The sequence below is a fragment of the Curtobacterium sp. PsM8 genome (assembly GCF_030433875.1).
Taxonomy (GTDB): domain Bacteria; phylum Actinomycetota; class Actinomycetes; order Actinomycetales; family Microbacteriaceae; genus Curtobacterium.
The window spans coordinates 1-13141 of the sequence record NZ_JARUXD010000084.1 but is presented as its reverse complement, the minus strand read 5'-3'; the positions used below and the strand labels follow the sequence as shown (position 1 = coordinate 13141).

Genomic DNA, 13141 nt, shown 5'->3' with positions numbered 1-13141 from the left:
GTCCGACCGGTGGGTACCGTGGCGGCGACGACCGCAGCAGTGGTGGGTACCGCGGGCGTGACGACCGTTCTTCCGGTGGGTACCGCGGCAACGACGACCGCGCTGCCGGTGGGTACCGCGGACGTCCCGAGCGCGACACGCGCGGCGCCGACCGACGGAGCGACGACCGTGGCGGCTTCGTGAGCCGTGACGACGACCGTGGCCGCTTCGTGCGCCGCGACGACGCCGGCGACCGCCGGACCAGTGACAGCCGGATCGGTGACAGCCGGACCGGTGGACGCGATGACCGTGGTGGGTACCAGGGGCGTGACTCCCGTGGTGGCCGCGACGAGCAGCGCGGCGGGTACCAGGGACGCGATTCCCGCGGTGGCCGTGACGACCGCGGTGGCCGTGACGACCAGCGCGGCGGGTACCGCGGGCGTGACGACCGCGGGGCCTCCCGTCGTCCGGACGACCGTGGCGCCGAGCGCGGTGCCGACCCCCGCCGCGAGGACCGTCGCAGCCCGGACGGTGCCCCGAGCAGCGTGTGGCACAACGGCCGCCGCTACGTCGGTGGCACGACGAGCCCGCGCAACGACCCCGCACGCAAGCGGACGACGCCCCTCCCGGCCGGGGAGCGCGACGACGCCGGGCGCCCCGCCGAGGGCACGCCCGAACGCCCGATCATCCCCGACTGGGACCCGGCGGACGGGACGACGACCGCCGGGGGCGAGCCGGACCTCCAGGAAGGCGGTGAGCGCCTGCAGAAGGTGATCGCCGCTGCCGGTGTTGCGAGCCGTCGAGTCGCGGAGAACCTGATCTCCGAGGGCCGCGTGACCGTGAACGGCGAGGTCGCCGACATGCTCGGCCGTCGCGTCGACCCGGACACCGACGAGGTCGCGGTCGACGGGGTGCCGGTGCAGACCGACACCTCCCGGCGGTACGTGGTCCTCAACAAGCCGACCGGTGTGGTCTCGAGCATGCAGGACGAGCACGACCGTCCCGACCTGTCGCAGTACGTCGACCAGTTCGAGGAGCGCCTGTTCAACGTCGGCCGACTCGACTTCGACACCGCCGGGCTGCTCATCCTGACCAACGACGGCGGGCTCGCCCACGTCCTGGCGCACCCGTCGTTCGGCGTGACGAAGACCTACGTCGCGAAGGTCGACGGCAACATGGTCCCCTCGACGCTGCAGATGCTGCTCGAGGGCATCGAGCTGGAGGACGGCCAGATCGCCGCCGACAAGGCGCGGCTGCTCGAGTCCTCGCGCGGGGAGTCGCTCGTCGAGATCACGCTGCACTCCGGCCGCAACCGGATCGTGCGCCGCATGCTCGAAGCGGTCGGACACCCGGTCCTCGAGCTCGTGCGTCGGTCGTTCGGACCGCTGCAGCTCGGCAGCCTGGCGCCGGGCGAGGTGCGCGAGCTGACCACGGTCGAGCTCGGCAAGCTGCTCGGCATCGCCCGGACCGCGGACACCCGCACCGGCGACGACGACGCGGAGAGCACGGACTGACGAGCGGGTCGATCGTCGCGGTCTGACCGCGACACGGACGGCGCCGGACCTGGTGGAGACTTCTCCACAGGCCCGGCGCCGTCCTGCTGCCCGGCACCTGCGCTCGATAGGCTTGCCGGGTGACCGACGCCAGCACGACCGCGACCGACGGACCTCCGTCGCGCGCTCACATCGACCGCCGTGTGCGCGGACCGGTGCGGATCGTCGGGACCGGACTGCTCGGTGCCTCGATCGGCCTTGCCCTGCGCGACAAGGGGGTGGAGGTCGTCCTCGACGACGTCTCCCCGGCCGCGCTGGCGCTCGCCGTCGACTACGGCGCCGGACGGCCGCCGGCAGCGGGGGACGAACCGGAACTGATCGTGGTCGCCGTGCCGCCGGACGTCACCGCGACGGTCGTGGAGCGTGAACTCCGCAACCACCCGAACGCCGTCGTCACCGACGTCGCCAGCGTCAAGTCCGGGCCGCTCGACCGACTCCGCGCCGTCGGTGCGGACATCTCGCGGTACATCGGCTCGCACCCGATGGCCGGCCGCGAACGCAGTGGTCCGACCGCCGCACGGGCCGACCTGTTCATCGGGCGCCCATGGGTCATCGCCGGCCACGACGACATCAGCCACCAGCGTGCAGCCGTGGTCGAACACCTGGCCCTCGACCTCGGTGCGACCGTCGTCCCGATGGACCCCGAGTCGCACGACCGCGCGGTCGCCGTGGTCTCCCACGCGCCGCAGCTCGTCGCCACGCTGATGGCCTCGCGCCTGCGGGACGCCCCCGGCGAAGCCCTCGGCCTGGCCGGCGGTGGTGTCCGCGACGTCACGCGCATCGCCGCGAGTGACCCGGGCCTCTGGGTGCAGATCATCGGTGCCAACGCGGAACACATCCGCCCGGTGCTCGCGGACCTCCGCGACGAACTCGACCGGGTGCTCACCGCCCTCGCCGACCCCGCAGCGGCCGGGTCCCCGCGCGCCATCGCCGAGACGATGGCGTCGGGCAACCGCGGCGTCGAGCGACTGCCCGGCAAGCACGGGTCCACCGCACGTTTCGCCCAGGTCGTCGTCCTGATCGACGACCGACCCGGGCAGTTCGCCGAACTCCTCACCACCATCGGGGAACTCGGCATCAACCTCGAGGACCTGCGCCTCGAGCACTCGCCCGGAGCGCAGATCGGCATCGTCGAGGTGTCGGTCGTCCCGGAGCACGAACAGCGACTCGTCGAGGAACTCGAAGGTCGCGGATGGAGGATCGCAGCAGCATGGGCCTGAACGACAACGACACCACGCTCGAGTCCGGCGTCACCGGCGGCCCGGACGCCCCCGACTCCGGTCTGCCGACGCCGGCCGACCAGCCCGGACCCCTCGGCGGCGGCGACGTCACCGGCGGCCCGGGCGGACAGGGCGGCGGCGAACTCGGTTCGACGCGCGACCCGATGCCGGCCGGACTGCCCGCGGGCGCCTTCGTGGCCAAGTTCGTCATCGCCGTCGACGGTCCCGCCGGCAGCGGCAAGTCCAGCGTGTCCCGTGCCGCTGCTCGCGCGCTCGGCTTCGGCTACCAGGACACCGGTGCCGCCTACCGCGCACTCGCCTGGCACGCACTGCAGCAGGACGTCGACCTGGACGACCCCGCAGCGGTCGTCGCCGCCTTCGACTCGTTCGACTACGCCATCGGTACCGACCCCGACGACTACTTCGTGCGGGTCGGCGGTGTCGACGTCACGGACGCCATCCGCACCCCCGACGTCACCGCCGCGGTGGCGCACATCGCGAAGCTGCCGGAGGTCCGGGCCAAGCTCGTCTCGCTGTTCCGCCAGGTCATGCGGATGGCCGAGGGACAGGGCATCATCACCGAAGGACGCGACATCACGACGGTGGTCGCACCCGACGCCGAAGTCCGGATCCTGTTGACGGCCGACGAATCCGTTAGGATGGCACGTCGGTCGGCAGAGGTCACGACCCAGTCGGCCGAAGAGACCTCGGCTGCCCTCGCCCGTCGGGACGCTGCCGATGCGAAGGTCGTCGACTTCATGAACGCCGCCGACGGCGTCACCACCCTCGACTCCACCGACCTCGACTTCGACCAGACCGTGCAGGCGGTGGTCGACCTGGCCCGCTCGGCCACGAACTGACAGCAACCCGGCCACACGGCCGCACCTGAACCACGAACACGCGGCCCACCGGCCGCCGGCAAGGAAACCACCATGGCGCAGCTGGACGACCGAAGCGACGACGACTTCCCCGAGTACGACGACTCGCTCGGAGAGCGGCTCGCCGGCATCGACGACGCCGAAGCGGACCAGCGTGCAAGCGCGCTCCGCGTCGGCCTGGACGAGTACGACCTGGACGACGAGGACCTCGCGCTCCTCGAAGCCGGCAAGCTCGGTGTCGACGGGGTCGCGTACCTGCCGGCACTGCCGGTGCTCGCGATCGTCGGCCGCCCGAACGTCGGCAAGTCGCAGCTCGTGAACCGCATCCTCGGCCGCCGCGAAGCCGTCGTGCAGGACACCCCCGGTGTCACCCGCGACCGCGTCAGCTACAAGGCCGAGTGGAACGACAAGCGCTTCACCATCGTCGACACCGGCGGGTGGGAGCCCGACGCCAAGGGCATCAACGCCTCGGTCGCCGCCCAGGCCGAGGTCGCGATCGACCTCGCCGACGCGGTGCTGTTCGTCGTCGACGTCACGGTCGGCATCACCGCCACCGACGAGCACGTCGTCAAGATGCTGCGCGGCACCGACCGTCCGGTCATCGTCGCGGCGAACAAGTCCGACGACGAGCGCCGCGACCTCGAGGCGTACTCGCTCTGGAACCTCGGTCTGGGCGAGCCGCACCCGGTGTCGGCCCTGCACGGCCGTGGCGTCGCGGACCTCCTCGACCTCATCATCTCGACGCTGCCGGACGTGTCCGCGGTCGCCAAGCAGGAGATCGGCGGACCCCGTCGCGTCGCCATCCTCGGCCGCCCGAACGTCGGCAAGAGCTCGCTGCTCAACAAGGCCGCCGGTGAAGAGCGCGTGGTCGTCAACGAGCTCGCGGGCACGACCCGTGACCCGGTGGACGAGCAGATCGAACTCGGTGGCAAGACCTGGCGCTTCGTCGACACCGCCGGCATCCGGAAGCGCGTGCACCTGCAGCAGGGTGCCGACTTCTACGCCTCGCTGCGCACCACCGCCGCACTCGAGAAGGCCGAGGTCGCGGTCGTCGTCCTCGACGTCACCGAGCCGGTGTCCGTGCAGGACCTCCGCATCATCGACCTGGTCCTCGAGTCCGGTCGTGCCCTGGTCCTGGCCTACAACAAGTGGGACCTGCTGGACGACGAGCGCCGCCGCTACCTCGAGCGCGAGATCGAGCAGGACCTGGCGCACGTCGCCTGGGCCCCGCGCGTGAACATCTCCGCCCGCACCGGCCGCCACCTCGAGAAGCTCGTGCCCGCCCTCGAGACCGCTCTCGAGTCGTGGGACACCCGCATCCCGACCGGCAAGGTCAACGCCTTCGTCGCCGAACTGGTCCAGGAGCACCCGCACCCGGTCCGCGGCGGCAAGCAGCCCCGCATCCTGTTCGCCACGCAGGCGTCGAGCCAGCCGCCGACGTTCGTGCTGTTCACCTCGGCGTTCCTCGACCCGCAGTACCGACGGTTCATCACCCGACGTCTCCGCGAGGTGTGGGGCTTCGACGGCACGCCGATCGTGGTCAACATGCGAGTGCGCGAGCGCCGGAAGCGCTGATCGGTCATGTCCGCGCCACGAGGGGAGCGATCGACGTCACGACGTCGATGGCCCCTCGTGGCCGGGCTCGTGCTGCTCGTCGTGGTCGCCGTCGGTGCGGTCGCGCAGTGGTCCGCCCCGGACGGCTCCCCGTCCGCCTCGGCTCCTGATCCGTCATCGGACGCCGACGATGCGGGGATCGCGGACGACGCTGGGATGTCGATCGGGCACGGGTTCATCCCGGACGAGCCGACGCCGGACGCGACCGGCACGACGAGCGTGGTGGACGCCGCGACCGGGCTCCCGGTCGACGCGGCACAGGCCGTCGGTTCCTGGTGGCGACGCGCCCTGCCGATCGCGGGGGATCTCGTCCCGATCCGCGGCGAGGTCCGCGGGAACGTCCGGCTCGAGGTCGTCGGGGAGCAGGTCGTCCAGGTCGTCCTCACCGGCGTGCAGGTGACGGCGAGCCCCGCACCCACCGGGTCGGTGAAGCCCGGGTCGACTGCCTCGCCACGGCCGCACGTCGGCGCAGTGCGAGTGGAGCTGTCCTCGGGCGACGTCATCGGCAGCGAACGGGCGCAGTGGACCGGCGACGACGTCCCCGCCGACTTCGGCACCTTCACCCCGGACGGTGAACACACTGTGCTCGTCATCGTCGACCCGCAGGACCTGCCGCCCATGGTGCACTCCGTGCTGCTCGTCGATGCCGACACCGGAGACCTGCTCGGCGGCGCCGAGCTCCTGCCCGTCTTCTGACCTGAGGAGGTGTGGCGGGGGAGGGCGTGCCTCCCGGCCGACCGGACCGGCGGCCGGGGAGACGGGCCGACGTCGGTCGTCGTGCCGGACCGGCGTCGTGCCGGACCGGCGTCGTGCCGGACCGGCGTCGTGCCGGACCGTCGTCGGGCCGGACCGGCGTCGGGCCGGTGAACCGGCGGGACTCTCAGCCGTCCGGGAGGCCCGTGGCAGCGCCGCCCCGCCGGATGCGGCACCATGGGACGGTGACGCAGCGACCCTCCGGCCTGGCAGCGACCGCTGACCGGGCGTGGAACCGGCTCCGCCTGGACCGCCTGGCCGGCGGCCGGCAGGGCGGCTACGTCATCCGCGAGGACATGCTCGCCCACCCCGACACGGTCCGCTCGTTCCGGTGGATCCGGTGGCTGCTCGTCGCCGAGACCGTCGTCGGCCTGACCGCGATCGTCGTCGCCGTGCTGCTGACCCGCGCCGGAGAGACGGTGCCGTGGGCGGTCTGGTTCCGGGCGACGGTGGTGCTGCTCATCACCCTGACGCTCTACGTGTTCGCGTGGCGGGCGCAGCTCGGCTACTACTGGGCGTACCAGCGGTTGCGGCTGTTCAGCCGGATCTTCCCGATCGTGACACTGGTGATCGCGGCGATCCCGGGCCTCTACCCGTTCTGGATGGTCATCGAGCAGATCGTGTTCTCGGTCCTGATGGTGGGGATCGGCGACGTGCTGACGAGCGACCACATGCGGCTCACGTTCCCGAAGCCGGTGCGCCGGCAACCGTAGGCCCCAGGCAGATGCAGCACCGAGGAGCATCGTGGGGTCCATGACCACGACATCGCTCCCCGGCGGCACGTTCCGCCTCGCCGACGACCTCGAACTCACCCGCGTCGGGTACGGCGCCATGCAGCTCGCCGGACCGAACGTGTTCGGTCCTCCCGCCGACCGCGACGAGGCGCTCCGGGTGCTCCGGACCGTCGTCGAGCTCGGCATCACCCACATCGACACCGCCGAGTTCTACGGCCCGCACGTCACGAACGAACTCATCCGCGAAGCGCTCGCGCCCTACGGGGACGACGTGCACCTCGTCACGAAGGTCGGCTCCGTGCGGGACGCCAAGGGCAACTGGGTGCCGACACGGCAGCCCGACGACCTGGTGGCGCAGGTGCACGACAACCTCCGCACCCTCGGGCTCGAGCAGCTCGAGGTCGTGAACATCCGGATGGGTGGGTTCGACGCCCCGCAGTCCGGCTCGATCGCCCCGCAGGTGGAGGCGCTCGCCCGCCTGCAGGAGGAGGGGCTCGTCCGCCACATCGGGCTGTCGACCGTCAGCGCGGAGCAGCTCGCGGAGGCGCAGAGCTACGCGCCGATCGTCTGCGTGCAGAACATGTACAACGTCGCCCGACGTGAGGACGACGCCCTCGTCGACCTCACCGCGTCACAGGGGATCGCGTACGTGCCGTACTTCCCGCTCGGTGGGTTCTCGCCGATCCAGTCCGGCGCGCTCGACCGGGTCGCGGAACGCCTGGAGGTGTCGCGCCTGACGGTGGCGCTGTCCTGGCTGCTCCAGCGCTCCCCGAACATTTTGCTGATCCCGGGGACGTCGTCGGTCGACCACCTGCGGGACAACGTCGCGTCGGCCGGGTTCGCGCTGCCGGACGACGCCGTCGCCGAACTCGACGCGATCGGGTCGGCCGCCTGAGGCTCAGCCGCCGGCCGTCAGGCGACGGTGGCGAGGGCGAACGGCAACACGGCCGAGGCTCCGGCCCGTCGGAGTTCCCGCCCCGCCACCGTCATCGTCCACCGGCTGTCGACCAGGTCGTCGACGAGCAGGACCGGCCCCTCGTGCGCCTGTAGTGCAGCCGCGAGTTCCGGTCCGACGACGAAGGTGTCCCAGACGCCCGACAGTCGGTAGGCGCTGTTCGTCGCACCGTCGCCACGCGGTGTTCCCCCGTCGCGCTCGAGGGTGCCGAGGTGCTGCAGCCGGCCGATCGAGGACAGCGCCTGGGCGAGCGACGCGACGAGCTGCGGCCGGGAGCGTGAGGACATCGCGACGACCCCGGTCGGCCGGATCTCCCACGGCCAGTCCTTGAGTGCGCGGACGCACCCGTCGACGAGTTCGCGGGACACCGGTGCATCCGGGGTGGCGTTCGCGAACAGAGCGCGGAGCGGCCCACCCCAGCCGAGGTCGGTCAGTCGGGCGACGGCACGACCCGGGGCGACGAGTTCGCCGGCCGGGATCTTGCCCTTCACGGCGACGCCGAGCGACGCCATGCCCGAGGGCCACTGCGCACGCGGGGCGATCTCGACGCCGACCTGGTCGAGGGCGTTCGCGGCCCCCGTGCGGTCGGCGTCCGACACGTCGGTCGGGTACCAGGCACCGGCGCAGTTGTCGCACCGCCCGCAGGGTTCGGCGGTGGGGTCGTCCAGGTCCTGTTGAAGCAACTGCATCCGGCACGCACTGGTCGACTCGTAGGTGAGCATCGACGCGGCCTCGGCAGCGCGGGCAGCGGCGACCCGCTCGTAGCGTGCGGCGTCGTACTGCCACGGACGACCGGTGGCGACCCAGCCGCCACCGACCCGACGGACGGCGCCGTCGACGTCGAGCACCTTGAGGAGCAGTTCCAGCGTCGACCGCTTGATGTCGACGAGCCCTTCCAGCGCGACGGTCGACATGGCGCTGTCGGTGGAGAGCGCTCCGAGCACGGCAGAGGCGCGGGACTCGGTCGGCATCGAGGCGCTGGCGAAGTACTGCCAGATCTCCTGGTCCTCACGCCCCGGCAGCAGCAGCACGTCGGCGTTGTCCGTGGCACGCCCGGCACGACCGATCTGCTGGTAGTACGCGACGGGGGAGGACGGCGCGCCGATGTGGACGACGAACCCCAGGTCGGGCTTGTCGAACCCCATGCCCAGCGCACTGGTCGCCACGAGCGCCTTCAGCTCGTTGTTCTTCAGCTGCCCTTCGAGCTGCTCGCGTTCGTCGTTGTCGGTCCGGCCGGTGTAGGCGCGGACGGCGTACCCGGACTCGCGGAGGAGCCGGGCAATGTCCTCGGCCGCCGAGACGGTGAGCGTGTAGATGATGCCGCTACCGGGCAGGTCGCCGAGGTGGGCGAGCAGCCAGCCGAGACGGGCGCGGGCGTCGGGCAGCGTCAGCACCCCGAGCCGCAGCGAGGCGCGGGCGAGCGAGCCGCGGATGGTGAACACCGGGTCCTCGGGCCCGGCGGTCAGCTGTTCGGCCACGTCCTCGACCACGCGCTCGTTCGCGGTCGCCGTGGTCGCGAGGACGGGCACGCCGTGCGGCAGGGACCGGATGAGCTCGGCGAGACGTCGGTAGTCCGGTCGGAAGTCGTGGCCCCAGTCGGAGATGCAGTGGGCTTCGTCGACGACGAGCATGCCCATCCGTCCGATCAGCGCCGGTAGCTGTTCGTCGCGGAACTTCGGGTTGTTCAGCCGCTCGGGGGAGACCAGCAGCACGTCGACCTCGTCACGGGCGAGGGCGGCCTGGGTCTCGGTCCACTCGTGGGCGTTCGCGGAGTTGATCGACACCGCTCGGACCCCGGCCCGGGCCGCGGCGGCGACCTGGTCGCGCATCAGGGCGAGCAGCGGTGACACCAGGACGGTCGGCCCGCCGCCCCGACGACGGAGCAGCAGGGTGGCGAGGAAGTACACGGCGGACTTGCCCCACCCGGTGCGCTGCACGACGAGCGCCCGCTGCCGGTGCTCGACCAGCGCGGAGATGGCTTCGAGCTGCCCGGGGTGGAAGACCGCGTCGACCCGACCCGTCAGCGCCTGCAGAGCCTCCTGCGCCTCGGCCGCGACGGCAGCGGACGGCGGGACGGGGGAGGCAGCAGGTGAACTCATGCCCCCATGCTGTCAGGACCGACCGACGAACCCGGCCAGGGGCCTTCCTGCTGTGGAGAACCCGCGCTCGCTCACTGGTAGGTGACCAGCGACGGCGTCGGCCGCACCTCGGACATGGTCTGTTCCGGCGTGAGCATCGGCGTGTCCTCGTCGTAGAAGTTCTTCCAGCCCCAGTGCAGTCCGTCCGGCCCGCCGGCGTGCAGCGCCTTCCACGTCGCCTGCTTGTCCGGCTGCGATCCCTGCCCGTCGACGTGCACGAGCAGGTCGAGCTCCGGGTGGGACGCCAGCGAACCGCGATCGGACACCATCGAGGACCGGAACTGGTGCAGGACGAGTGCCTTCGGCGGCAGCCCCTCGCGTCGGACGAGCCCGGCGAGCCACTTCGACACGCCGTTCACCTCTGCGGCGCTGACCGTCCCGATCTGCTGGAGCGGCACCTGGTCCGGGCCGAGCCGCCACTCGGGGTCGAGCGCCAGCCACACGTCCGGACGCTGCAGCAGCGACTCGTACCGCTTCGCCTGCGACAGGAAGTCGCTCCGCCCTGGCTGCAGGTCGATGATCGTCGGCATGCCCGCCCGGTGCGCGGCATCGACGTACGGCTCGAGGGTCGACACCGGGAGCTCCCGCGAGTAGTCGCCGTCGTCCCCGGCCTCGCCCGCGGCGACCGTCGCGATCACCTCGAACGCGGGCGTCACCGGCACGTCCGACAGGCCGCGGTACTCCGCCGCCAGCTTCCGGGCCCGCTCGACACTCGCCGCCGGGTTCTGCTCGCCGAGGACGCCGAGCACCGGTGCCCCGGGCGCGCCGTACAGGGCCGTGTACCGGTGTCCGTCGAACGGCCGCTGCCCGCCCGAGCCGATCCGGTACCCCGTCTGCGCCGCCCGCACCACCCACTCCGGGTCCCCGAGGTCCGCGAAGGACGCCCCGAGCAGCAGCGTCGGATGGCCCGCAGCCCGGTGCATCGCCCGGACGACCGACCCCGATGCAGCCGGGTCCGACACGCCCGAGGGCATCTCCACCAACTGAGCGCCGGCAGCCCGGGCGGTCGCCACCGCGGCAGCGTCGGCCGACCGATCCGCGACGAGCACGGTCTGCCGGGAGGCCCGCCCCGCCTCCGCCCGCTGGCCCGCCTCCGGTGCGTCCCGCTCCGGCGCCTTCGTGTCGAGGGTCACGCTCCCGACCGCCTGGTACCAGGACGCGCCGAGCCGATCGAGCTCACCGGTCACGGCCTTCGTCGACGCCGTCGAGCCGGAGTCGACGAGCAGGGCCGGCACGTGCGCGCGGACCGCGGCGCTCGCCGCCTTCCGCACGGCGTCGGCATCCCCGGCCGGTGCGACGACGGCACCGGGAGCGGACCGGAACAGGGCGCGACTCGCCCGGACCGACCGCTCTGCGGCCGACTCCTGCGCCACCATCGTCACGGCGTCCGACGCAGCGCGGGCCAGCGTCGGGCGCGGGGCCGGCGTGGCACCCGAACAGGCGGCCACCCCGAGCACGAGACCGGCCACAGCGAGTGCGAGCAGGGAACGGGCAGGACGAGAACGCATCGGCCCACCCTAGGAGCCGAGCGGTCGTCACCCTGAGAACCGCATCCGTGCCGGCTCGTAGAACGGGAGCATGCACCGACAGGCCGACGACCGACCGATCATCGGGCCGGTGGCGACTCCCGACCTGCACTGCATGACCCTCAACCTGCGCCGGAGCGTGCCCCGACCTGCCGGGCACCCGGACTCGTGGGAGCACCGCCGGGACGCCGTCGTCGCGCTCGTCGCCTCCGAAGAGCCCACCGTCCTCGCCGTCCAGGAGGCCCTCCGCCCCCAGGCGGTCGACCTCGCCACCGGCATCGGGTCGCGCTGGGAAGCTCTGCTGCTCGGACGCGATCGGTACGGCGACGGCGAGGCCGTCGGGCTCCTGGTCGACACCGAGCGCTGCTCCGTCGTCGAGCGCCGGTCCTGGGCGATGTCCCGCACACCGCTCCGCCCCGGCTCCCGCTCGTGGGCGACCGCGTTCCCACGGCATGCCGTCGGTGCGGTTCTCGACGACCACGCCACCGGTCGTCGCTTCCTCGCACTCGCCACCCACCTCGACGTCGCATCGCCCTGGGCACGCCTCCGCTCGGCGCAGCTCCTCGGCCGGATCGTCGCCCAGTCCGGCCTGCCCGCCGTCGTGATGGCGGACTGGAACGCGCCCGCCGGGTCGGCGCCCTGGCGAGCACTGGCGGAGGTGGGCGTCCCCGACACCTGGGGGCGGGCCTCCCTGCAGGAGACCGCGGAACTCGGCACGTACGCCGCCTACCGGGAGCCGCGTGCCGACAAGCCGCGCATCGACGGCGTGCTCGCCACCGAGGACGCCGACGTGTCCCGCGTCGCCGTCTCCACCCGGCGACCCGGGGGAGTGTGGCCGTCCGACCACCTCGCCGTGCACGCCGTGCTGTCCTTCGGGACCACCGCGTGATCGCGACCCTGGGGACGACGTTCCTGCGTCGGCCGCACGGTGCCGTCTGGGCTGCCGACGTCCTGCGGGTCCTGACGCTCGTCAGTGTGCCCGTCGCCACGGCCGTGTGGGGCGGTGTGGCGTTCGCCGTGATGTCGCTCGCGCTGCTCGGCGCCGTCGTCCCGCGCATGCTCGGGCTGCGGCCGACGTTCGACACGATGGTCGTGCTGCTCTGCCTGGTCGCCGCGTGGAGCAGTGCGCTCGACTGGTACACGACCGTGTTCCTCTGGGACAAGCTCGTCCACGTCATCCTGGTCGGGCTGCTCGCGGCGCTGCTCGTCGTGATCGCCTCGGACCTCGGCGTCGTCGCGTCGGCCCCACGTGCCGGCGTGCTGCTCTCCGCCCTCGTGGCGCTCGCCGCGGGGATGGCGGTCGGCTCCGTGTGGGAGATCGGCGAGTGGCTCGGTCACAACTTCGTCGACGACACGATCGTCGTCGGCTACGACGACACGATCGGGGACCTGGCAGCGGACGGGCTCGGGGCGCTGCTCGCCGGGTTCGCGCTGCCGTGGCTGTCGCGGGAGCGCCGGATCGTCCAGCCGATGCACCTGCGGGGGTGACGCGCCCGGGTCCGGTCTCGTGGCGCGGTGGGGCTCGCGCTTCCGCTATGCTTGACGGGCTGCTCCACGCTCGGTCGGGTGTGGGGCGGGGCTCGCGGTCTCCCTGGTGGAGACGGGGTCTGGGTCCTCCGGGGCTCGCGGGCTGTAGCGCAGCTTGGTAGCGCACTTGACTGGGGGTCAAGGGGTCGCAGGTTCAAATCCTGTCAGCCCGACCGAAGGGTGTTCTGACACACCCGACGACGCAGAGAGGGGGGGGGGGGGGGGGCGGGGGGGGGGGGCGGGGGGGGGGGGGGGGGGGGGGGG

At 72.5% G+C, this 13141-nt stretch carries 11 protein-coding genes and 1 tRNA gene; 10 read left to right on the top strand and 2 right to left on the bottom strand.

Translation table 11 applies throughout. The features are described 5' to 3' along the window. The first annotated feature begins 740 nt into the window (after nucleotides 1-740). The 7 genes from QCD68_RS15285 to QCD68_RS15255 all read left to right on the top strand — a co-directional run bounded on the left by QCD68_RS15285 (nucleotide 741) and on the right by QCD68_RS15255 (nucleotide 7626). Complete coding sequence (locus QCD68_RS15285; RefSeq protein ID WP_252727797.1) at nucleotides 741-1493, top strand: pseudouridine synthase; 753 nt, start codon at nucleotides 741-743, stop codon at nucleotides 1491-1493. 119 nt (nucleotides 1494-1612) lie between these two features. Continuing rightward, nucleotides 1613-2752, top strand: a complete 1140-nt coding sequence (locus QCD68_RS15280; protein WP_301223640.1) for a prephenate dehydrogenase — start codon at nucleotides 1613-1615, stop codon at nucleotides 2750-2752. A 164-nt stretch (nucleotides 2753-2916) separates the two neighbouring features. After that, nucleotides 2917-3612, top strand: coding sequence for a (d)CMP kinase (cmk, locus tag QCD68_RS15275; RefSeq protein WP_111075528.1), 696 nt, complete (start codon nucleotides 2917-2919; stop codon nucleotides 3610-3612). Between the two features lie 72 nt (nucleotides 3613-3684). Continuing rightward, on the top strand, nucleotides 3685-5205 hold the full coding sequence (der, locus tag QCD68_RS15270) for a ribosome biogenesis GTPase Der (protein ID WP_221850587.1): 1521 nt from the start codon (nucleotides 3685-3687) through the stop codon (nucleotides 5203-5205). Nucleotides 5206-5262: 57 nt separating this feature from the next. Then, the gene (locus QCD68_RS15265; protein ID WP_301223639.1) at nucleotides 5263-5940 is read left to right on the top strand and encodes a hypothetical protein; all 678 of its coding nucleotides are present in this window, start codon (nucleotides 5263-5265) and stop codon (nucleotides 5938-5940) included. A gap of 242 nt (nucleotides 5941-6182) precedes the next feature. Further along, nucleotides 6183-6710 carry a hypothetical protein gene (locus QCD68_RS15260; protein ID WP_221850589.1) on the top strand — a complete coding sequence of 176 codons (528 nt, stop codon included), beginning with the start codon at nucleotides 6183-6185 and terminating at the stop codon, nucleotides 6708-6710. 40 nt (nucleotides 6711-6750) lie between these two features. Beyond that, nucleotides 6751-7626, top strand: a complete 876-nt coding sequence (locus QCD68_RS15255; RefSeq protein ID WP_301223638.1) for an oxidoreductase — start codon at nucleotides 6751-6753, stop codon at nucleotides 7624-7626. A 17-nt stretch (nucleotides 7627-7643) separates the two neighbouring features. Here QCD68_RS15255 and QCD68_RS15250 read toward each other — a convergent pair whose 3' ends face one another. Together QCD68_RS15250 and QCD68_RS15245 are read right to left on the bottom strand one after the other, a co-directional pair. Continuing rightward, a complete protein-coding gene (locus QCD68_RS15250; protein ID WP_301223637.1) occupies nucleotides 7644-9785 on the bottom strand; it encodes a RecQ family ATP-dependent DNA helicase in 2142 nt (713 codons plus the stop codon). 71 nt (nucleotides 9786-9856) lie between these two features. Beyond that, nucleotides 9857-11332: a hypothetical protein gene (locus tag QCD68_RS15245; protein ID WP_301223636.1), complete on the bottom strand. Its 1476-nt coding sequence runs from the start codon at nucleotides 11330-11332 to the stop codon at nucleotides 9857-9859. Nucleotides 11333-11402: 70 nt separating this feature from the next. Between QCD68_RS15245 and QCD68_RS15240 the strand changes: the two genes are divergently transcribed. From QCD68_RS15240 to QCD68_RS15230, 3 genes are all read left to right on the top strand, one after another. Then, nucleotides 11403-12239, top strand: coding sequence for an endonuclease/exonuclease/phosphatase family protein (locus QCD68_RS15240; RefSeq protein WP_301223635.1), 837 nt, complete (start codon nucleotides 11403-11405; stop codon nucleotides 12237-12239). Then, nucleotides 12236-12838: a hypothetical protein gene (locus QCD68_RS15235; protein ID WP_301223634.1), complete on the top strand. Its 603-nt coding sequence runs from the start codon at nucleotides 12236-12238 to the stop codon at nucleotides 12836-12838. The genes QCD68_RS15240 and QCD68_RS15235 overlap by 4 nt, the downstream gene beginning before the upstream one ends. A 138-nt stretch (nucleotides 12839-12976) precedes the next feature. Next, a tRNA-Pro gene (locus QCD68_RS15230) sits at nucleotides 12977-13050 on the top strand. Nucleotides 13051-13141 lie beyond the last annotated feature (91 nt).